Source organism: Rhodopirellula sp. UBA1907 (genome assembly GCF_002337565.1).
GTDB classification, from domain to species: Bacteria; Planctomycetota; Planctomycetia; order Pirellulales; family Pirellulaceae; genus Rhodopirellula; species Rhodopirellula europaea.
Genome location: NZ_DDGH01000074.1, coordinates 1 through 21,565, shown reverse-complemented (window position 1 = coordinate 21,565; position 21,565 = coordinate 1). Strand labels below are relative to the sequence as shown.

Sequence of the window (21,565 nt, the reverse complement as noted above, 5' to 3'; positions counted from 1 at the left end):
GTCAGAACGATCCAATTTTTGTTCGCTGGGGTTGAACTTGGTAGAATCAAAAGCGGCCGTTTGAAGCAAACGGTTCCCGCCTGAATTCCCCCCAAACCTCATGAGCTTTCCGATGAACGTCAATCGCCCCGATGGCCAACGCGTTGCCCGCCGAGACTTCGTCAAACTTGGAGGAGCTATCGCCGCTGGTGTTGCGACGACCAACCTCTTCGACGCCCGTTTTGCTCATGCGGCGGGAGCCCCCACCGCCTCCGCAGAATCCTACGTGGGGGAACTGTACGCTTCCTTGTCTGATAAACAGAAAACCGCTGTCTGGCGACCGTTCGATCACGCCGATCGCCTGAAAATCAATCCGAACTGGCACGTCAGCAAAACGACCATCGGCGACGATCTATTCTCGAAGAAGCAGAAGACGCTGGTCGAGCAAATCGTTCGCAACATCACCTCCAAAGACGGATACGATCGTCTGCTCGAACAAATGGAATACGATGACGGCGGCCTGGATAGCTACAGTTTCGCATTGTTCGGAGAACCAGGCTCGGACCAGTTCCAATTCGAATTGACCGGTCGTCACGTGACGATGCGAGCCGACGGAAATCGACTCGACAAAATCGGCTTTGGCGGCCCGGTTGTTTATGGGCACGGCGAAGAATACCTCCCCGACAGCCCGTTCTTTCAACAGACCTTGCAAGCCAACAAGGTCTTCCAAGCCTTGGACGCCGACCAAGCGAAACAGGCGTTACAAAAGAAGGCCCCCAGTGAAACCGCGGTGCAGTTGAAGGGCGAGAGCGGGCACTTTCCGGGGATTGGCGTCGACCAACTTTCCAGCGATCAAAAGGAGCTCGTCGAATCGACCCTCAAGATGTTGCTGGCTCCTTATCGTGAGAACGATTCGAAGGAAGTGATGGAGATCCTGAACAGCAGCGGAGGACTCGACCAACTGCACATGGCTTTCTATCAACAAGAAGACATCGACAACGATCGCGTCTGGGACATCTGGCGAGTCGAGGGCCCATCAATGGTCTGGCACTTCCGCGGCGCCCCCCACGTCCACGCCTACCTCAACATCGGCATCAAGTCCTAAGCGGTGGCATAGGCTTCCAGCCTGTGATCGAACCTGCACAGTGGCATAGGCTTCCAGCCTGTGATTCACAAAGAGCAAACGCAGTTTCAACCATAGGCTGGAAGCCTATGCCACAGGAGGTAGCGTATGAATGAGAGTAGAGTTTTCCGACGTCGCAATCTGCCTCACATCGATGTCGAGGGCAAAGCATCGTTCATCACGGCCTGCTTGGATGGCAGTTTGCCAGCCGCTGGTTTGAAACGCATCCGTGCTCATCGTGATGAATTGGATCAACGCAAGAAGCCTCCCGACCTAAGTGACGCCGATTGGGAAATGAAGAAGCACAAGTTGCTTTTCAAACTGGTGGATTCCATCCTGGATCATAAGTCACCAGTGACACATCTTCGCGATGATCGGCTTGCAAAGATCGTCGCCGACGCGTTCCTTCATTTCGCGGAAGAACGCTACACGCTGTTCGCATTCGTTGTGATGCCAAGCCATCACCATTGGGTGTTCCTGCCCGATCCGACTTGGGCGGAACAGTTTTCAGCCCAACAACAGGACAAGGAAAAGAAACGCACTCTACGTGAAGGCATTTCACACAGCATCCAAAGCTTCACGGGGACGCAGTGCAATCGAGCACGTGGCGGTGAAGGTGCATTTTGGCAAGCGGAGACTTTCGATCACTACGCCCGCGATCAAGAGGAGTTGCTTCGAATCATCCACTACATCGAACAGAATCCTGTCGTGGCTGGATTGGTGGACCGTGCGGAAGATTTCCAATGGTCATCAGCTCGGATTCGTTCGAAACTCGGAATCCAAGCCGGCGAACCGGTCCCCAAAGTGGCATAGGCTTCCAGCCTGTGATTCACACCTTCGTTGCCTCTCTTATTCACAGGCTAGAAGCCTATGCCACTTTGGGCCACCCAACCTGCGCCGGCCACGGCGAGCAGGAGGATTCCGGCGCAGCCGATGGGTTTGTTGTCGGCCATTTGTCGAGGGTGTGATTTCTCAAGCTCTTCGCTGAGCTTCTCGATTTGTTCCTTGGACTCATGAAGCGATGAACCCGTCGCTTCTCGGTACAGCTTGATTGCCTTGAGCTTCTTCCCTTCCAAGAGATGAGCTCGAATTTGATCCAATTTTTCTTGGGGAAGCTCTGCCATCACGTACGTCCTGTGTGAAGATGTTTGAGAAGCGGTGAGAATTCGTTTATCGCAGGTCGGATTCCTCGGTCGCAACCGACATCGGAATTCAACTTTGGCACTCCAATCCCAGCCGATCAGTTCCGAAGGTCGGCAAGCGTCTTCAACTCGGCTTCCGAGAGAGCCCGGTCGAACACGCTGACGCCGCCGATCCATCCGGTGAAACCGACACTGCGACTGCTGTGAATCACCCGCCCAATCGTGAACGGTCCGCCTTGTTCTGCATCGGGTGGCGAATAGATGCCGTGCGGGTACCACCAAGGGTTCAATCGCAAGCCAACGAGGTTTCGGTCGGTCTCAACCCATTCTCCGTTTTCATCTTTCTCCAGCGTCACAACAACTTCGGTGTAGCGGTAGCGGCGACGTTCAACACGTTGGTTCTCGTCCGCACGCAAGACTTCCGTCTCAGACACCTCACCTTCCGGCGGGCTGTAGTACTGAGCCTCTGGGAACTCGCTGTCTTCACCGTCCTGCATTCCAGGCGTCCGAGCGCAATGTGCTTGCATGTAGGCGTTGTGGGCATACGACAGCAAATTGTTCGACTTGGGATTCTTGAGCCAGCGTTCACCGGACTCTCCATTCAGCCAACCAGTGATTTCGTTTTTCTCGTCGTCAAACGTCATCGCAAAGCACTGCCAGGAGGCAGCGAGCTTTTCTGGCGGCGAATCAGCGGAGACGGCAGGCGATTGCCCCAGCGAATTGCATTTGTGCAACGCATACTTGTTGAGGAACGAACTGGCTCCGTTCTCCGACACATGACCACACGCGCTGCCGGCCTTATTCAGCCCTGCGAACAAGGCGTATTGCCGCTGCCCACGTTCGACCTTCTTGATCGAAGCGGTCGACGATTGCTTGAGGTCCGTGCCCTCGTGCCAGATTCCTGCCAGCGCGTGGTTGCCACTTTCCCGAATCGCCCACACAACAACGGTCACCGATTTCCCTTCGCCTTTGATATCCAACGGTGTGTCATGCAGTCGCGACCGGGGAATGAACAGAAACGGGCGGAAGTTCGGATCCGACTCCTGGCGGATACGAATCACTTGCCCAAACGGCCCATCGTTCAACAGCGGGAAATCCGCGTAGGTGGCTTGCCTGCCTTCGCCCCAGTAGTCGCGCACATAGTTCGCCGCATCCAACGGGTACACGTTCGTCGCCCCAGCAGGCACGTGCGCGATGAAACGTTCTTGCCCAGTCGATTCACGCTGCGTGAAGTCCCAGAACGCGACCAAACCAGGCGTGTTTCGAACCACTTCTCGATTGCCGGTAGGATCAAACGCCGAGACGCCTCCCAATGGCAGCGTCGACGCGACGGCAGTGAGGAAGATAAGAAGAAGGCGTGTCATACTCAATTCCTACGGCTGAATCAGGTTGCTAAATCGTGAGAAGGAAAGACTTTTCGTATGGGGAATCTTAAGAGCAACCAATAACAAAGTCGTCGCAGTGTAAACAATCCACTGTTCACATGCCGTGCTGACCTACTTCGCCGATTGATTCAATTGATCGATGACCATCATTCCGGCACGTGCTCGCGAATTGTCTGGTGCAAGCAACAACGCAGTCTCAAAGTGCAGGGACGCTTGTTGTATTTGGTCCTGACTCAAGAACACGTGCGCGAGATTGAGGTGCGTCGGAACGTCGTCCGGGAACCTGTCCAAAATGCGCTCGTACAGTTTGATCGCTGCCTCCGAGTCTCCGATCCCCGCGCTGGCTTCCGCGAGCGCAAACACGACGTCCAAGTCATCTGGCGCGTGCTCATTGCAACGCAGCAACTCTTCGTGAGCGGATTCGAAATCGCTGGCACCCAGATGGGCAATGGCAAGTTGAAAGCGAGACAACCAATGCCGAGGGTCCGATTCTGGGATCCCCACAGTGGCGACAACCAACAGATCTCGAGCCGCCTCGTAGTCTTCCAACTCGAGCAACAATTGTCCGTAGCGTTGCAACCCGCGGTAGTAATCCGGGAACGCCTTGACGCCCCGCTCGAATTCCTCCACCGATTCATCGAATCGTCCCATCCAGCGTAAACAGTCAGCAAGAATGAATTGGCTCTCCGCGTCGCCATCCAAAATTCGGATTGCGTCTCGAGCACGCGGTGCGGCGACCTCAAACTTCCCTGCCCAATGCATGACTTTCGCAAGGTTTCGCATCGCGATTCCTTGGGCCCTACGATCGATGCGGTCGAACACCGATTGATCGACTTCGGCAATTGCTTCCGGAGGCAACTGTTCCACAGCAATGGAACCATCCGCCAACCATCCCGCGTCTTGCATTTCCGCGATCAGCCAACGTGATAACTGCCGATGGGCCTCAACGGTCGGGTGAACGTGATCCAGGAAATACTCTTTGCCCAGAATGTCATGCCCATATTCGTTTTGACAAACGTCGCGCAGTGCGGATTCAAAATCGAGCACACGAACGTCATCGGACTCGGGAAGTTCACGAATGAACCGAGCGAAGTCACTCGGAGCACGTAGCGGGCAAATGTCTCGGTCGATCGCGGATCGAAATGCTGAACGAGCAACCTCATAATCGCCCGCCTCAAATGCTTGCCGGCCTCGTTCGAAGAGGTCTTCTTCGGGGTCCGGTTTGAAGGGACCGCAATCCTTTTCGTTGGAAGCCGGAACGACGAACAATATTTTCGCGTTCGCGGATTGAGCGATGGAGATCATGCGTCGAACATTGAATCGAAAATGCTTGCGAACATTGTCGCTCCATTCCTCATCGCGAACATAGTCCGATGGTCCAACCGTGTGGTTCAGACGTTCGTCCACTTCAGCGGCCAAACCGATCGAGTTCGAGTCGGATTTCGGTGGACGCTTTTTGGGCACAAGGGAATCGATCACCCGATACGTTCGGGTCTTGTTCAACCATCCCGTCAACCAAAGTTGAGCCTGGGACTGGTCAAAGAAGTCCGCGTAGGTTCGCCGCTCGAGAAACTCGTTCTGACCGGTGTAAACGATGAACAGATCAGGCTCGTACTCAGCCAACTCTTCCATCACCGCCGCGACGCGGTAGCTGGCGTAGCTGACCCCACCCGCGTTGAAGACTTCATGGTTCGTGTCTGCATCAACACGAGGCAACCATTCTCGCAACCATCCCGCAAATGACGTGTTGTCATCGTAAGGTCGCCCAAACGTGGTTGATCCACCGAGGCAAAAGATCCGCTGCGTGTTTGCTGGTTTGGTCAACGGAAAGCGTTGGTCGTTGAACCAGATCAACTTGTTTTCCGCGGTTCGCATCCAGACTTTGCCGTCTTCATCGACGTGGCGTTCCAACAACGGAACCTGTTTCGAAAACCCCATCATCGGGTCCGCTTCAGCATTTGACCGTCCAACCCCAACCAAGGTCAGAGCCAACTCGATCGCTACCAAGCCCAGCACGGTCGTCACGAGACCAAAGCAGGCTTTTTTGGCGCTGCTGAGCGAGTTCGAGTTATGCGGACGTGTTGCATGGCCGGAAGAGGTCTTGCGGGAGTTTGTGGTCATAGCCCCGTAGCAGATTGTTCGCACCAAGCGTGCAATTGCGGCAAGAACGATTGATAGGCAGGATCGGAAGCCACGTTCCGAGTCGCTCCCGGATCATTGTCGAGATCGATCAAGACGATGTCTTCGAGTTTGCCGGTCTTGCTCGACACATATTCCGTGTAGCGAAACCGCTCCGTGCGAATGCTGGTTCCTAGCACCGGCCCAACGCCTGGCTTGGATTTCTTGTATTGGCTGAACGCCGCCGGACGAACCGACAGTGCGGGATCACGGACCACTCCCGCGATGCTCTTGCCTTGGCAATGCTCCGGAACCGGCACTCCGGTCAGCTCGCACAAGGTTGGAAAGACATCCACCAACTCCACCAATGATTTCGTATCACCGGCAGGTACGCCCGGGGCGGACACGATCAACGGGACCCGTGTTGCGATTTCATAGTTGGTGTGTTTGCACCAATCGCCAAAATCGCCGACGTACCAACCATGGTCGCCCCACAACACGACAATCGTGTTCTCGCGTTGCCCGTTGGCTTCGAGAGCGTCCAGCACCTTGCCAACTTGTGCGTCCATGTAGCTCACCGCGGCCCGGTAACCATGGATCAGCTCACGAGTTTTGTCGTCGTCGAGCATCTTCGTTTTCGCAGGAATGTCGGTGTAGTTCTTCAGCTCTCCCCAACTCGATCGAGCGTACGGCAAACCATCAATCACATCTTCGCGAGAAGGAATTTCAATGGCGTCGCGGTCGTAGAGGTCCCAGTACTTGCCCGGTGCATTGAAAGGCAGGTGTGGCTTCAAGAATCCAACGGCCAAGAAGAACGGTTTGTCTTGCGCGGCAAAGCGTTCCAACATCGCAACCGCTCGCTCGGCGTTGTGCCCATCGGCGTAAGCATTGTCCGGGACACCGCCGCCGTTTTCGATCGATGGTCCCGGCTTCTCGCTCGAGTTGGCCGGATTGCGTTTGCGAGGCAGTTCCTGGACGTAGCCTTTTCCCTTGCTGCGATCTTGCGGCGCCCACTCGTTGGCATCGACGGTCCAGGCCGCCGCATCGTCGCTGGCGCTGTGGTAGACCTTGCCGAGAAACCCCGTTTCGTAGCCGTTGCGAGACAGGTGTTGCGGCAGCGTCAGCACGTCGGGCATCTTCGACCGCAGCAGCGTTTTGAAGTTCCAGCACTGAGTCGTTTCCGGACGGCAACCGCTCATCAAGCTGGCTCGCGAGGCACCACAAACGGCGACCTGGCAATACGCACGGTCGAACCGCATGCCAGAAGCCGCCAAGCGGTCGATATTCGGCGAGTGAACCAAAGATTTGCCGTAGCAACCAAGCTCAGGTCGCAAGTCATCGACGGCGATCATCAACACGTTGAGCGGTTTGGATGGCGAGGTTTCTTGTGCCGACGCAGGCATCGGCAGCGAACAAACCAAGCTGACCAAGCCAAGAAACAGAGGGCGGGGTTGGAGGGCGTGCATGGTGGGAATCGGGATGGGAAGGAATCTTTGTGGGGGCTCCCGTTATAGCTGAATCCTCGGTGGATTGTGGGGAATTGGGATACACAGGCTGGAAGCCGATGCCGCCTTGCAGGGATGAAGGGCAGGGACTCACAGGCTGGAAGCCTATGTCACGTGGGTGGTCTCACCTGACGCTTGGCCGGGTGCTTTGTTACAAAGCGTTCCTGGCGGTGACTCTTCTGGACTGCAAACTTGACACGCTTGTTGAAACGATTGCTTGATGACGTCGAATGACGCCCTTTGTCGAATCAGTCCCGCTTCGAAGTCGAAAACGCACCTGTTGTGGGTGCCGCATGCCGGCGGTGCGACCGCTCCGCTGTTCAAACAATTTCGCAGTCTGACAACGTCGCGAAATGCTCCGAGTTCCATCCACTTGTGGGCCGTTCGGATGGCTGGGCGTGAGTCCCGTTTTTCGGATCCACTTGAAACCAACATGGACTCGTTGGTTGAATCGATCGCGACCGAAACGGAACAAACCTTTGCTGATGACGACACGTTGGTGCTGGCGGGACACAGCCTTGGTGCCTTGATCGCGTATCGGTTGGCGATTCAGTTGCTGAAACGCTCCGGTGATCAAGCACCCGTGAAAGGTTTGATCGTGATGGGAGCCTCGCCGCCCAACCAATGGACGCAAAACCGTGATTGGTTGGACTGGGACGACGACGCGTTCGCAGAAGAACTGGATCGTCGCTATGGCGGATTGCCAGCCGGTTTGAAACAGCATCCCGATGCGCTCGCGATGTTCTTGCCCATCGTGCGTGCGGATCTAAAACTGGCACGAGGAGTCGCGTCCGCGGAGCACCCGACCATCCCCGTGCCCATTCGGGCTCTCGCCGGGGCAGAAGACCATGTTGCCAACCGAGCGAAGATGCAAGGCTGGCAATCACTCACGTCGGCCGGGTTCTCTCTGCGAGTGTTACCGGGGGATCATTTCTTTCCCGTGGCAAATCTCAGCAAGGTGTTGCTGACCGCGGAGACGCTGAGCGGGGACGGTGGTTGAGAACCAAGATCGACGGTCTAGAAGACCATCGTACGTAGGTAGCGGTCTCGACGGTCTTGAAAGACCATCGTACGAAGATTGTTGCCTCGACGGTCTTGGAAGACCATCGTACGGCGTCAGTTGAATTTCCAGCGTGGTGGTTCGTCTCGTTGAAGCGGTTCTTGCTTCAATACCTGACGCAACATGGCGATGGGCAACATTCCGGCTTCCATGATCGAATCGTGGAATTCACGTTCGGTCATCTCGCCTGACAAAACCATCTCGCGGTGCAATTGACGGATCTGCAACGCACCGAGCATGTACGCAGCTTGATACAGCGGCGGGTAGCTCGGACCGATGCTGCGTCGAACTTCCGCGGTCGCGTTGCGTCGTTCGAATCCAACGTTGTCGACCAAGAAATCGACGCACTGATCCGGTGAAAAACGCCCCAGGTGAAAGTTCAACGAAAAGATGATTCGTGCACACCGGTGGGCTCGCCAAACCAGCATCCCCATGCGCTCTTCGGGAGTGCGAGCGAACCCATCGTCGTACAGTTTCAGTTCCCAATAGACAGCCAATCCTTCCAACCAGAACGGCGTGCTCATCGTGCGGCGGTGAGGTTGGAACCGCTCATTGCTGTACATCTGCAAGTGGTGACCGGGAATCAACTCGTGATGCACCGTCGCGCGAGCGTATCCGATGTTGTTTCCTCGCAAGCTTTGGCGTTTGTCACTCGGCGACATCTCTGACGTCGGGAACGAAACGCTGATCACTTCGCCCCCTGTGAAGAACGGATTCACCTTTTGTCGCTCGGGAGTCATCATGATCATCCGCCAGCAATAATCGGCGAACGGTGGGACCGTGATCCAGTCACGTTTTTGCAACCATTCAACCGATTGGTCAGCCATCTCGCCGATCAAAACCGGCTGTTGGCCCGGTGCGACGTGGTGATTCTTCATCCGTTCCACCGCGGCTTTCCAGTCGTCGCCCAAACCCATGTCTTGAGCAACGCGAACCATTTCGGATCGCACAATCGCGTATTCCTGCTCGGCCAATTCGATCAGTTCCTCAGGCGAATGATCGATGAACTGACGACGCAATTCCAACTCGATTCGTTCCCGGCCAACCGGCGTGCCGGACAAATCCTTTTCGACCGACGATGTTGCCGGAGCAAGCTTTTCACCGACCTCTTCGATCCGCTTGCGTTCCAAGCGTGTTTCGACCTCAGCGGTCAAAAGATGCCAATCGACTTGATCGTCCAGAGACCATTCCTCGAACGGTTTGCCATCCAATTTCAAAGCCGCCAACTCCTCTTTCCATTGTGGCAACTGCGCCGCCTTCTTTTCACGATCGCGACTGCGACGAGTGAAACGCCGAACGATCGATGGCATCCAAGTCGCTTCGCGTTGCGACCATGTTTCGATTGGCGGATACGCTTCGCCGAACACGAACGTTTCCGCAGGCGCCGGCAATTCAATGGAATCGCTAACGACTCGTTTGGACAGTTTCTCCGTCAGTGATTCGTCAACCGTCAGGCCTTCTTTCCATGCCCGAAGTTTGCTGCCGGTTTCCTTGGCCAAATCGAGCACCCACCAATTGAAATCGGGGTGATAGCCTTCGTAGAAGGTTTGCCAAGATTGGTACGCGTCAACCAAGTCATCCGCGGCGTCCATGACCGGTTGGCTGACGGCGACCGTTTCATCTTTTTCTTTCTGTTGGAATGAATCCAGCGTTTTGCTGAGCGCTTCCATCTCAGCCGCCATCGCTTGTCCATCCAACGGCTTCACTCGATTGGAAAGATCCGTCAGCGAGATCAATTGATCGGTGAAGGGGGCCAACTCGCGGAGTTCTTCCGACGACGCAACAAGCGTTTTCAGTTGTTTCTTTTCATCACCGACAGCCGCAAGGAGTTCGTGAGCAACTTCCGCGTCCGCGTCGCTCAACCCCGCATCGCCTTCGGCACCGATCGCCGTCTGCAACTGGCTTTCCCAAGCGGCCAAGAACGCGGCGGTTTGCGACAGACGTTCGTCCGCCACACGAATCGGCAAACGACGCTTCAGTGTCTCCAGGTCGGTTTGATAGTGATTTTGGATGTCCATCCAAGCGATCTGTGGTTGCAGTTTTTCCGAGTCGATCAACACGGTGGCAACTTCTTCGGATGGCTCACTGGAATCAGAGGTCGATTTGTCGATCTCCTTCCCGGGTTCTAGCTTTTCGATGAAGAAGTCCAACGTTCGTCGCTTGCCGTACTTCCCGCCGTCACTGTGCCCCACGTTCGGCATGACCAGCAAATCAAAATCCTTGCCCGCTTTGATCAATGCGTCCGCGAAACGCAGCGTGGATTCCGGAGGCACGTTCGTGTCGAGCTCGCCAACAATCAAAAACAAATCGCCGATCAGGTTGGCCGCGTTGTCGATGTTGCTGCACTCGGAATAGTGATCGCCGACGGGATAGCCCATCCACTGTTCATTCCAAGAGGCTTTGTCCATTCGGTTGTCGTGGCAACCGCAAGCCGCCACGCCAGCGTCATAGAAATCGCCGTGGAACAACAACGCGGATCCGGTGTTTTGGCCACCAGCCGACGTTCCGAAGATGCCCACTCGTTCCAAATCCATCGCCGGATGCTCTTTCGCGAGAGCCTTCATCCAGGCGATGCGATCAGGAAAACCAGCGTCCTTCAGGTTGTGCCAACACACATCATGGAAGGCTTTGGATCGGTTGGCGGTCCCCATGCCGTCGATCTGCACAACGATGAAACCAGCGTTCACATAGTCACGGTGCCAAGGTGCCGAACGGAACGATTTGGGAACGTGTGAATCGTGAGGCCCGGCGTAGATGTACTCGACAACGGGATACTTTTTGTCAGCGGCGGGATCGTAGTCTTCGGGGAAACACGCCAATCCCCAGATGTCGGTTTCGCCGTCCCGGCCCTTGGCAGAAAAGACCTGCGGCAAGTTCAGTTTGGCGTCGTCGGGCGTGACCGTTGCTTTGGCCAGCGTTTGAATCAGTTTGCCATCAGTGGAACGAAGCTCGTGAACGGGCAACGAATCAACCCGCGAATGAGTGACCACCAAACGACTTCGATCGGGTGAAAATGTGGCGGTGTGATTCCCGTTCCCGTCAGTCAACAAGGTGAAGTTCTCTCCGCTGAAGTCCACCCGAGCGTAATGCTTCAAATATGGGTCTTGGCCTTCATGCACACCACTGACGACCAAATCAAGCACGCGATTTTCTTCGTCGATGTTGTCAATTCCACGCACGACGAATTCGCCGCTTGTGATCGGGCGGATCTCGTCGTCACCGGACAAATCGACCAAGTACAGATGTTGATAGCCGTCTTTCTCACTGACCCAAATGACTTCGTCGCTGGCATCCAGGTAAGTCCATTGGGGCAAGTCAGTTTTATGAGTGGTCCAAATGAACGTTTCGGATTGTTCATCGATGACGGTTTTGACTTCGCCAGACAACAGGTCGATATCGAACAAGCGGAACCGTTGGTGGCCGCGTTGGGTCACCGCTAGCAAAGCTCGGTGTGGTCCGACCAGCCGCAGGTTCCAAAAACGCTGGGACATCCAAGGCAAATCCAGCTCGACTGCTTCACCCGTTTCCGCGTTGAACGACAGCAAGCGAGTCTCATCGACCGGATCGCCAGGCAACAAGTACGGACGCGATTTCAGGACCGCTCGTCCGGGCGCCTTGGGCGACGATTCGACCAAGTGAACCGGTTGAGTCTCGTAGGGAATGACCGCTCGTGTCAGCAACACGGTTCCGTCGGGCGACCACTGAGGCGACTGCAACCTCATCGGTTGTGCGGACTCCTCGGCGTGATCACCAAAGGATTCTGCCAACTGAGATTCTTCGATCAACGTCTTCCACTCATCCGATTCTGAAATCTGCAATTGCAACCGTCCCTCTGACAGTCGAGCCAAGACTTTGTCGTTCGCTGGAGCAGGTACTCCGGCGGACCAATCGTCGCCGCGTTGAAAATCGCGACGGCGGCGTCCACGGCGTTCCGGTTCAGGTTGTGTCACGCGGGCGGGTTCTGAAACTTCCACGCGAGCCGGTTCAATGTCGGCGACGAAGTAACCGAATCGAGTTTGGTTGTCACCGACCAGTTCCCAAACGTGCCCAGCGAAGGTCGTGCGAACCAACGTGTCTTTCGCAGGGATCGAATCGTACTTGACTCGTTTGCCGCTGCTGTCGACCCAGAACAATTGCAACGCTTGATCGGTTTGGTTGACGAACGTGATTTCGGTATGGGCTTCGGCAGATCGACCGGATCGTGGTGCCCGGCCGCCGCGAAGTTCAGCGTCTCGCGTGATTTCTTTGTTGTCGGAATCGACCTCCGTCATCTCACCCGTTTTGGCATCCACTCGAATGCCGGTGAACGATCCATCCGCGATCTGACGACGGAACCAAAACGAATCGTCATTGGTCCAGTGAGGCGTCAACGTCTGCTGAATAACGCGTGGTCGCGGCGACGAAGAATCTTGTGCGTTCGCGGAAGCAGCGACCGAAACGGCAGCCAACCCGAGCAGCAACGCCGCGAATCGAAACGCAACGCTCGCGGACAGTCGTCCGGCAAAATTTCCAGGCATCCAATTGTGAAACTGCAATTTCATGTCTATATGTTCTGTGGAACCGTGATTCAGTGGGCTGCGTCCCCGCAAATCGAGCTCTGTTCGGCCCCCACTACGAACGAGCCTTCCAAGTCCATTGATTTCGCGGGTTTGCGTCCACTTTAGTCAAGCAGAACGAGGCGATGCGTCGCTTTGAATGATTCGTCCGACAATGGCGAGATCCTGCTCCTACTCTCATTGATTCGGGAATGAAGATGCTGCCTGCACGCGTACGGGTGTTGGATTCTCACACCGGTGGGGAACCGACGCGCATGGTGATCGGAATGGAAGAAACGCTGGTTGGGCAGACGATGGCAGAACGCCGTCTGTACCTCCGCGAAAATTTTCAGGCCTTGGGTGCCCCGATCGTCAACGAGCCTAGGGGCAACGACATCATCGTGGGGGCTTGGATGTGCAAACCCGTTGACCCGAGCTGTTTTGCGGGGGTCGTGTTCTTCAACAACGTGGGCGTGTTGCAGATGTGCGGGCATGCGACAATCGGTGCCATTGCGACACTGGCGTGGCAAGGAGGATTGCCGCCGGGGATCCATCGCTTGGAGACTCCCGTGGGAATCATCGAAGTCGAATTGCACACGGACGGCAAAACGGTTTCGTTCGAAAACGTGGCGAGCGAACGCTATCGATCCGCGGTTCGCGTCGAGGTTCCCGGTTCACCCAGTCTTGCCAACACATACGTCACCGGCGACATCGCCTACGGAGGCAATTGGTTTTACTTGGTGGACGACCATGGATTGGAGTTGGAACTGGGCAACGTCAGTCAGCTGATGGCGACGACGCTGAGCATCAAAGCAGCGTTGATTGATCAAGGGATCACCGGTCAAGACGGCGACGAGATTGACCATGTCGAACTGGTCGGTCCATCCAAGAAGGCTGACGCGAAGAACTTTGTGTTGTGCCCCGGCAACGCCTATGACCGCTCGCCTTGTGGCACCGGAACCAGTGCCAAAGTCGCTTGTTTGGCAGCAGCCGGTAAGCTCAAAGTCGGCGAAACGTTTCGACAAGAATCGATCACCGGTAGTTGCTTCGAAGCGAGCTACCGGATCGACGAATCCGGAGCCGTGATCCCAAAGCTCACCGGATCAGCAGAAGTCATCGCCGAAACAACGTTGCTGTTCGAGCGTGAATGAAAAGGCTCACTGAGCATCGCCAGTACGATGGGATTCCAAGCCCGTCGAGTTACAACCGGTTGCTTGACTCAGCCAGAACGCGATCGCATTCGGTTCGTCTCGGTAACCGAGGACGATCGCCCCTCGGCTGATCGCTCCATCTGCGAACCGTATTGAATCAACAGCCTGGTCAACCAACCGCTTCATCGGGCTTGGAAGCCCAACGTACAACTAGCGACACCCAAGTCACGGATTGCCTTCGTTGCCTTTGCGGCGGTCTTCCAACTGCTTTGTTGCACCGCGAAGTGAATCAAGCAAACGTGGGACTTGGCCAGCCGCCAAGAACACCCGAGCACTGACGGCGGACTGAGGGAAAAAGCTGGTCAAGAAGTCCAGGCCGAACTCGGTCGCACCGTGGCCGATCATGACCCCGTTGGCATAGGTACCACTGAGCACTTCATCAGGTAGCTTCAAGTCGTCATAGATTTCTTGCGGAGTCGGTCGACGTTGTTCCGCGTTCGGATTGGGTGTCGGCGTTGGCATCACCGGATCGCCAAAGCGACCTTTGTACAACTCCAGATTCTTTTGCAACGCGTCGACGAACTGAGGCATCACGGCGTGCGGGATGACCACGCGGACGGCGACCCGGTGGGGACGACCGACGGTCTGCAAAAAGTCAACGATGAATTCGCTGGGGCCAGTCATCACGATCGCGCCCGTGCTGAAACAACCACCGGCAACATGATCAGGAACCCGGGCTCGAACGGCTGGATTTTCGGCGGCGGGATTGCTGCCCGGCGTCGGAGTTCCGGGCTGGCCGTCGGCGGGTTGTCCGCCCTCCGGCACGCCGTCACCCCATTGGCCACCGCCGAGCTGACCATCGCCGGGTGGAGTGTCACCGGACCCATTGTCGTCGTTGGGTGGACCGTCAAAGGGAGGCTCAGAAGGCGTGTCAGAATTCATCGGGACCGCAATTGCGAGGAAGCGAAAGGAGACAACCGACACCATTCTATCGACAGAAAGTTCATCTGTCGTCGGGACTGGATGCTTCGATCTCCTCATTGGTGGGGGATAGGGCACATTCCGATCCAAGTTGAAAGTCGACTGTTTGTTTGCACTTGCGATCACTCTGCGCCATCTTAAGATGGACAGACCATTAATCACCCCGCATCCCCGTTGAAGGTCCCCGCCGTGTTAACTGAAGCCACCATCGAACGCATGTTCCGTGAACTTGTCGCCGAACCCAAGAAATGCACGGAAGAAACTTTCGACCAAGCAGAAGAATTGCTCGAGCGTGAACTGCGTGACGAGAGCCCTTTGCGTCACCGTTTGACAGTTGAACTCGAAGAACTTCGCACTCTGGCCGCCAAGTAATTCGACGGAGTCGAGCGAAACCATTCTCGGTTCCATACGCTCGACGCGTCTTACCTAAACCGCCAAACACATCTTTTGGCAAACGACCACCAACCTTCTGCCACGGTTGGTTTCTGAAAATTCAAACGAAATGAATGGCGCGGTTGCCAACAACCGCCCCTTTCTTATCTCCCCGGTCTCATTTCCCGGAACGCTTGGCAGTCCGCAGCAACCAACGCTGCCGAGCGAATTGGTCTTGTCTCATCCTGATACAGACAATTGATCAATCGCCGAATCAGAGTTCGGGACCGATGATCTTTGGCAATTGACGGTAGAGAAACCTTGGCATCACGGCCAAGAAGCCATCTGAGACTGGATCGTGTTCAATCGCCAAACTGGCGCCTACCAATCGAGCTGATTCGCGAATTCGGTGCAGCACATCATCGCGGCGTGGCCCCAGGGGCTCACTTCGGACAACGACCGGCAGACGGTCATAGGTCGCCGATGTTCCGACCCACCAATGCGATGAATCCACTTCTCGCACCTGCAGCCCCATCGGGTCCAGGACTCGCTCCAACATCTCGCCCGCCGTGACTTCGTTCCCGGCTTCACCGGCATAAGCCATCACCAATTGCCCAGGCGACAAACGACGGCGCTGAGCATCGTTCCAGTTAACCACGCAAGTCGCATCGTTGATTCGAGACGTTCGTCTCAACAAACCCGCCATCGCGATCGCGGTGTCGAGTTGCGACCCTGACTTGCCTTCGCTGAGAACTGGCCACGCGGGAGGCAGACCATCATCGACAAGCTTTTCAGTGGGCTGGTGCGTGTAAGCGGCCGACCATCGCGACATCACATCGTCGCTGAGCAGAGGCTCGTGCTGTCGCAACCGCCGCAAAGATTCCGTCGTCAAACAACGCAGATGCAATGCGTCTCTGGGCTCGAGTTCTACCACCGCGTTCAGTTGATCGAGAAGCTTTTCCGCGGACCCACGTTCGTTACCAAAGTCTTCCAGCTCTATCAGCGATTTCGTTTTCGCCTGAAGCATTTCCATCGGCAACGTCAACGTCAGCCGATCCTCTTCGGTTTCGATCTCCAATCCAGCCGACCGAGCGGCGCGGCCGAGCAACTGGCCGATCGTGGTCATTCCTTTGGAGTCGGTGGCGACGGGCTGCCTCAAATCCACATCCGCCAGATCCATCGATACCCAATCCAATTGAATCGGAATCAAGGTTGCTTCGCCAAGAAACAAAATCAGATCCGACAAAGGGTACCCCTTGGTGCTGACCGCCAAACGCATCTTCAGCGCCGTCTCGATGTTGACTTCCTCCGGCGGCGTCGCGATCAACATTGGATCGACAAACTCGTCTGCGGCGATGTCCAGAACGACGTCTTCCAACACCGGAGCTTCTGACATCGGCGGAGCATCGGGAGCTTGCCCGGGCATCTCCAACAAGATTTGGAACTGAGCGAATTCAGGCGGCAACTCCATCACCGGGTCTGGTTCCGATTCCGTTGACGGCGGTTTTGTGACAGGGCCGGCATTTGGTTGATCACGTCCGAGAACAGCGGGCGGACCATCGAGTGGGCTTCGAGGCATCAAGTCGTTGGGAACTCCCGGCACGTCCGAACCGCCCGCATCCAAAGCACCCGAGTCCGTATTGCCGTCGGACATCGGGTCGCCGCCGGCGGTGTCCGCTGACGTTCCAACCGCGTCCGGTGCGTTTTCCACCGATGCACCAGCATCAATGACGTCGACGTTTGGACTGATCGCCGGATCGTTCCCGTTCGATTCAATGTCCGCTTCGGAATCGGCCGAATCATTGGCGAACACATCTTCAATGGGTTCGTCGGACGTATTCGACACAAGCCCCGGCCCTGTCGTCGGCAGACCCGCGGTTTGATCGGGCTGGCGAAACCAAATGAACAAACCTGCCATGACCGAGACGCTGAGCAGCGAACCAACGATCCACATCGCGACTGATTTTGACGTCCCGCTTCGACGAGCTTGGTACAACTCGTTTGGATCGACACCGCCGGGCGATGCCATCGAATCCATTTCCGAATCGCTGGTCGTCTCCGGCAAAGCGCCTTCATCAGACTCAAACGATGTTTCGCTTGCCAACGGCGGAGCGATCAGCGGACCGGAATCACCAGCGGCATCAGACGATTCGGTTGGTAAGTCGCCGACCGACATGCCCGCTTCCGTCATCGCCTCACTGCCGATGGATTCATCACCAAGCGTGACGCGAGGAGGTGAAGGCGGACTGGGTTGAGCCACGTTGGTGGCGTGTTGCGGCGGATCGATTTGCACAAAGGAATTGCACTTAGGGCAATTCACAATCGTGCCAATCAAGCTCGGATTGCTGACCTTCAATCGAGACTGGCAACTGACGCACTGAACTGCGAAAGGTCGGAAATCGCCGCCGGAGGATGCCTCGTCAACCAACGATCACTTCCCACCCGCTTCCGCGATCATGCTGGAAACTTCCACCGTCACTAACGACGACGGCAACGCGTAACTAACCACTCGTCCGGCACGAGCGATGTTGACCCCGATGACTTGCCCGTCGCTGTTGAGCAAAGGCCCGCCGCATTGGTCGGGGTTGAGAACCGTATCGTGCTGCAACGCTTCTTCGAATCCGGACAGCCGAATGTTTCGAGCACCGTTGACGCGAGCATCGTTTTCAGATTCTTGCACGATCGCCGCTTCACGCATCTTTGCCGAGACCTCTTTCGTGTCACCATCGCGAACGATCGTGAGCTGAACGATCTCGCCGGGGAAAACCATCCGCAGCGTCGACATCACCGAATCTCGGTTGTTTTGCATCTGCCCGTTGATCGCGATGATCCGATCTCCCGATTCCAACCCGGCTTCGGAAGCACTGCTGTTGGGCAGAATTTGTTCGACTTGGGCTCCCGCGGTCGACGCTCTCGAATTCAGTTGCACGCCAAGCATTCCTCGGTAAGCAACCCGGCGTGGTCCTGCCCCCATCACACCCAAACCAATGACACGATTGGTCCGATCCGGGCTGATCAAAAAGCTTCCCACGGTAGGAACCTTGGATGTCAGAGTCACCGGCCGAAGCATTGGCAGGGTGCCGGTGCTGTCGCGTTCGATCACCAACAAAGCCAAATCGCTGCGTCGGCGGACCGCGGCAACTCGCGCCGGAAACATCCGCCCATCGCGCAGACGGACTCGGATGGGATCGTTGGACAATTCGCTTCGCTTGGTGATCACGTACGCATCCGTCGTCGGAACGGATGCACCCACATGCAGACTCGATCGAGCAACTACCGTGCCCAGTGAAACTGGACGTCCGCCGCAGATCACGCCGACCACTCCATCGCTGACACTCTCGGCGATTGGACGAACCAGTTGCATCATCTCGCCGTTGTCGCGGCGATGCATGACACGCTCGACCAAGCGTTCTTGCAACCAAGCCGGGACTGACGTTTCTTCTTGCGCGACGACCACACCGGCGAGCGACACGTTCACCAACGCAACGGTTGCCATCAAGGCGAACGTGCGGTGCAGTGATCGCTTCAAGGATGTCATTTGCAAATCAATCGCCACGGCCAATCTCCACAATCACTTTCACAGGTTGGCCGTCACGTCGCAGCCAAATCTTCACTCGTTCACCGGGCATCGTGTCCGAAACCGCGGCCTTCAATGATTCAAAATCGGTGATATCCACTTCGCCAAACGTGATGACTTGGTCACCCGCTCGAATGCCGCCTTGATCAGCCGGTGAACCCGGACCGACTCGAACAACGTTGGCGATCCCACCTTCGCTGTTGCCGCGGATTCCCAACACCGGGCGGAATCCCGGCAGATATCCCCAAGCGTTGCCGCCCTGCATTCTGTCCCAGTGTTCATTGTAGTGATCGACGGGGACATGCAAGTTGTCGGCGACGTCATTTCCAATCCGGCTGTGGACGGCGATCAGCTTGCCGGATAGATCAAACAACGGTCCACCGGAATCACCACCGATCAAAGCACAATCCGTGACGATTCGATCTGGGTACACAGCCAAAATTCGACCAACCCGAGTCACCATGCCTCGTTCAGCCTCGTAGCCACCAGGATGTCCCGTCGCGATGCACCACATTCCCGATTTCAGATTTTCACTGGTCCCAAGCGAAGCATGTGGCCATCCGATCTCTCGTCCCGCCGAGTCGCGGGAGTTTTGTCCCGGGTCAATTTTCATCAGCCCCGCATCAACACTGCGATTCATCCCCAACGTTTTCGCGGACACCGTCCGGCCGTCATTGAGCGTCAGCATGGCGGACTTGCCCGGACGCATCGCGACGTGAGCGGCGGTCAAGACGTAGCCGGTTGGAGTGATGATCACGCCGCAACCTTGAGCCGGTCCAATCTGGACGCTAACCGTGCATGCTTCCGCGGCCGCGGCGACGTTTTGTTGTTGCCTCTGCAGCGAACGCAATTGATCCAAGGAAGTTGGCACACCACCATCCGAAATCAATCGCCGCAATTCAGTTGGCGGCTCGATGAAGGTGCCGCCTGTTCGGCTGTCAAAAGCGTCCGAGGCGGACTCTTGCGCAAAATCGTTCTGGTTGACCGATCCCGGTGGGATCAACCTTTGCGACGTGATGTCGGGAGAAGCCCCGTAACTTTGTCGCGGAGGCACCAAGGTCGCGCCCGGTGGCAACGGAGGCGCACCGCCAATTGCCGAGGGAACTCCGCTAACAACCTGCGCGGGACTCACCGGTTGGGGCATCGCCAGAGCGAACAGAAAACAACTGGCAACCAGCCTCAGTCCGAGCGTGTCGTGAAATGGCATCGCGTGATTCATCAGGAGGAAAGACGGACGGTCCCCATTGTACCCCACCAACCAGCTCTTGGTTCAAGGTCTCGGCGGTCGCGACAATCTTGTTCAGGCGATAAAGTGCCGCTGCAACGCGTGCAATCGGACCAAACCACCCTATCGTCGCGAATCAACACTTCGGGCGGAATCCAGCGGGTCGGCCGCTCATTGGCGAACAATGTCCGCGAACGAGCCCTTGGTCCGCGAACGAGCCCTTGGATGTCGGCACGAAACCAATCGTTCGCTGTCAATGCATTTTAGTTGCAGTTTTCTCGCGAATCCGCCGCCAATCGCGACAGTTTGGTGAGCCCACGCGTTTCCATCCACTTTCCGCACGTTACACCCACCCCATGTCAAATTCGTTGCTCATCGTCGGTTGCGGTTACCTGGGTCTGCGAGCCGGCCGGTTGGCCCAGCAATCGGGATGGCAAGTCCACGCGACCACTCGCAGTCGTTTCGAAACATTGGCCGCCGAAGGTTTTCACCCCATCGCGTTCGACTGGAACGACTCACGCACCCTCAAACGCCTGCCGACAACGACTCACGTCTTGATCGCTGTCGCGTACGATCGCAACAGCCGCGTGGACCGATTCGCATCGCAAGTCGATGGCCTAGCGCGTCTGGTTCGGCACTTGGACAATGGTCGTCCAGAACACCAATCCGCCGACGTGTGTTACATCAGCACGACCGGCGTCTACCACCAAACCGGCGGCGTTTGGGTCGATGAAACGTCGCCCACGCATCCATCACGCGAAGGCGGCAAAGCTCACTTGGCAGCGGAAGCCAAGTTGCGTTCACTCCGAGTCGGCCGTCCCACCACAACACTTCGTTTGGCAGGCATCTACGGCCCCGGACGAGTCCCCCGTGCCGCCGACGTGATCGCCGAGCGTCCCATCGCATCGCCGCCTCATGGACATCTGAATTTGATCCACGTCGACGATGCGGCGACCGCGGTGATGAACAGTTTCGACAACCAACGGTTTGCATCGCGAGCACGCTCACCGCTTTACGTGGTGGCAGATGACGAACCAGTCCTGCGGCGAGAGTTCTACCAAGAGATCGCACGTGCGACCCGATCGGCGGAACCGACATTCGTGGACCCCAAGGCGGAATCGGGAGTTCGTTTCCGTAGTGAAACGGACAAACGAATTTGGAACCGTCGCGTTCGCCGCGACTTGCTTCCGCAGATGCAATTCCCAACCTATCGCGAAGGTCTTCGCGATGTTCTTCAAAGCGATGCCCTGAAATAAGCTGGACCAAATCGCGGTCGCAAACGTCAGACGAAGGACCGCGAGGGACGACCGCTTGACGAACGATCGTTCCGCAAAGGCAGAACGCTCTGCCACTCCAGCGTACAGAGATTGCGTAGTTTGTTGATGCAGCTATTTATGCTGCTTTCGCGCACC

Annotated in this window: 15 protein-coding genes; 6 read left to right on the top strand and 9 right to left on the bottom strand. The window is 56.5% G+C overall.

Annotated elements, in window-relative coordinates; genetic code table 11:
• Positions 1 to 100: 100 nt before the first annotated feature.
• Positions 101 to 1,084: a DUF3500 domain-containing protein gene (locus B2R17_RS16195; protein ID WP_339888070.1), complete on the top strand. Its 984-nt coding sequence runs from the start codon at positions 101 to 103 to the stop codon at positions 1,082 to 1,084.
• 126 nt (positions 1,085 to 1,210) lie between these two features.
• A complete protein-coding gene (locus B2R17_RS16190; protein WP_286764791.1) occupies positions 1,211 to 1,915 on the top strand; it encodes a hypothetical protein in 705 nt (234 codons plus the stop codon).
• Between the two features lie 47 nt (positions 1,916 to 1,962).
• On the opposite strand, the gene B2R17_RS16185 is transcribed toward B2R17_RS16190, so the two are convergent.
• The 4 genes from B2R17_RS16185 to B2R17_RS16170 form a co-directional block, all read right to left on the bottom strand.
• Positions 1,963 to 2,226: a hypothetical protein gene (locus B2R17_RS16185; RefSeq protein WP_286764790.1), complete on the bottom strand. Its 264-nt coding sequence runs from the start codon at positions 2,224 to 2,226 to the stop codon at positions 1,963 to 1,965.
• A gap of 116 nt (positions 2,227 to 2,342) precedes the next feature.
• Positions 2,343 to 3,608, bottom strand: coding sequence for a hypothetical protein (locus B2R17_RS16180; protein ID WP_286764789.1), 1,266 nt, complete (start codon positions 3,606 to 3,608; stop codon positions 2,343 to 2,345).
• A 132-nt stretch (positions 3,609 to 3,740) separates the two neighbouring features.
• On the bottom strand, positions 3,741 to 5,654 hold the full coding sequence (locus B2R17_RS16175; RefSeq protein WP_286764839.1) for a tetratricopeptide repeat protein: 1,914 nt from the start codon (positions 5,652 to 5,654) through the stop codon (positions 3,741 to 3,743).
• Between the two features lie 92 nt (positions 5,655 to 5,746).
• Entirely contained in the window at positions 5,747 to 7,213 is a 1,467-nt protein-coding gene (locus B2R17_RS16170; RefSeq protein WP_286764788.1) for a sulfatase, read from the bottom strand.
• 259 nt (positions 7,214 to 7,472) lie between these two features.
• Here B2R17_RS16170 and B2R17_RS16165 point away from each other — a divergent pair, with 259 nt between their 5' ends.
• On the top strand, positions 7,473 to 8,252 hold the full coding sequence (locus tag B2R17_RS16165; RefSeq protein ID WP_286764787.1) for a thioesterase II family protein: 780 nt from the start codon (positions 7,473 to 7,475) through the stop codon (positions 8,250 to 8,252).
• Between the two features lie 116 nt (positions 8,253 to 8,368).
• On the opposite strand, the gene B2R17_RS16160 is transcribed toward B2R17_RS16165, so the two are convergent.
• Positions 8,369 to 12,853 (bottom strand): DUF885 family protein, encoded by a 4,485-nt coding sequence (locus tag B2R17_RS16160; protein ID WP_286764786.1) that lies wholly within the window; start codon positions 12,851 to 12,853, stop codon positions 8,369 to 8,371.
• A gap of 206 nt (positions 12,854 to 13,059) precedes the next feature.
• On the opposite strand from B2R17_RS16160, the gene B2R17_RS16155 reads away from it, so the two are divergent.
• Positions 13,060 to 13,998, top strand: a complete 939-nt coding sequence (locus tag B2R17_RS16155; RefSeq protein ID WP_286764785.1) for a proline racemase family protein — start codon at positions 13,060 to 13,062, stop codon at positions 13,996 to 13,998.
• A gap of 225 nt (positions 13,999 to 14,223) precedes the next feature.
• Here B2R17_RS16155 and B2R17_RS16150 read toward each other — a convergent pair whose 3' ends face one another.
• The gene (locus B2R17_RS16150) at positions 14,224 to 14,940 is read right to left on the bottom strand and encodes a DUF3467 domain-containing protein (RefSeq protein WP_236615786.1); all 717 of its coding nucleotides are present in this window, start codon (positions 14,938 to 14,940) and stop codon (positions 14,224 to 14,226) included.
• A gap of 228 nt (positions 14,941 to 15,168) precedes the next feature.
• Here B2R17_RS16150 and B2R17_RS16145 point away from each other — a divergent pair, with 228 nt between their 5' ends.
• Positions 15,169 to 15,351 carry a hypothetical protein gene (locus tag B2R17_RS16145; protein ID WP_037251833.1) on the top strand — a complete coding sequence of 61 codons (183 nt, stop codon included), beginning with the start codon at positions 15,169 to 15,171 and terminating at the stop codon, positions 15,349 to 15,351.
• Positions 15,352 to 15,625: 274 nt separating this feature from the next.
• On the opposite strand, the gene B2R17_RS16140 is transcribed toward B2R17_RS16145, so the two are convergent.
• The 3 genes from B2R17_RS16140 to B2R17_RS16130 form a co-directional block, all read right to left on the bottom strand.
• A complete protein-coding gene (locus tag B2R17_RS16140) occupies positions 15,626 to 17,671 on the bottom strand; it encodes a hypothetical protein (protein ID WP_286764784.1) in 2,046 nt (681 codons plus the stop codon).
• 111 nt (positions 17,672 to 17,782) lie between these two features.
• A complete protein-coding gene (locus tag B2R17_RS16135) occupies positions 17,783 to 18,907 on the bottom strand; it encodes a PDZ domain-containing protein (RefSeq protein ID WP_339888079.1) in 1,125 nt (374 codons plus the stop codon).
• Positions 18,897 to 20,147, bottom strand: a complete 1,251-nt coding sequence (locus tag B2R17_RS16130; RefSeq protein ID WP_008656592.1) for a S1C family serine protease — start codon at positions 20,145 to 20,147, stop codon at positions 18,897 to 18,899. Before B2R17_RS16130 ends, B2R17_RS16135 begins: the two co-directional genes overlap by 11 nt.
• Before the next feature lie 362 nt (positions 20,148 to 20,509).
• Here B2R17_RS16130 and B2R17_RS16125 point away from each other — a divergent pair, with 362 nt between their 5' ends.
• Complete coding sequence (locus B2R17_RS16125; RefSeq protein ID WP_286764782.1) at positions 20,510 to 21,409, top strand: SDR family oxidoreductase; 900 nt, start codon at positions 20,510 to 20,512, stop codon at positions 21,407 to 21,409.
• Positions 21,410 to 21,565 lie beyond the last annotated feature (156 nt).

Coding starts and splice junctions, on each gene's coding strand:
- B2R17_RS16185 (WP_286764790.1), bottom strand. CDS start 2,226: ATGGCAGAGCTTCCCCAAGAAAAATTGGATCAAATTCGAGCTCATCTC.
- B2R17_RS16195 (WP_339888070.1), top strand. CDS start 101: ATGAGCTTTCCGATGAACGTCAATCGCCCCGATGGCCAACGCGTTGCC.
- B2R17_RS16130 (WP_008656592.1), bottom strand. CDS start 20,147: ATGAATCACGCGATGCCATTTCACGACACGCTCGGACTGAGGCTGGTT.
- B2R17_RS16155 (WP_286764785.1), top strand. CDS start 13,060: ATGAAGATGCTGCCTGCACGCGTACGGGTGTTGGATTCTCACACCGGT.
- B2R17_RS16165 (WP_286764787.1), top strand. CDS start 7,473: ATGACGTCGAATGACGCCCTTTGTCGAATCAGTCCCGCTTCGAAGTCG.
- B2R17_RS16125 (WP_286764782.1), top strand. CDS start 20,510: ATGTCAAATTCGTTGCTCATCGTCGGTTGCGGTTACCTGGGTCTGCGA.
- B2R17_RS16150 (WP_236615786.1), bottom strand. CDS start 14,940: ATGAATTCTGACACGCCTTCTGAGCCTCCCTTTGACGGTCCACCCAAC.
- B2R17_RS16160 (WP_286764786.1), bottom strand. CDS start 12,853: ATGAAATTGCAGTTTCACAATTGGATGCCTGGAAATTTTGCCGGACGA.
- B2R17_RS16180 (WP_286764789.1), bottom strand. CDS start 3,608: ATGACACGCCTTCTTCTTATCTTCCTCACTGCCGTCGCGTCGACGCTG.
- B2R17_RS16170 (WP_286764788.1), bottom strand. CDS start 7,213: ATGCACGCCCTCCAACCCCGCCCTCTGTTTCTTGGCTTGGTCAGCTTG.
- B2R17_RS16190 (WP_286764791.1), top strand. CDS start 1,211: ATGAATGAGAGTAGAGTTTTCCGACGTCGCAATCTGCCTCACATCGAT.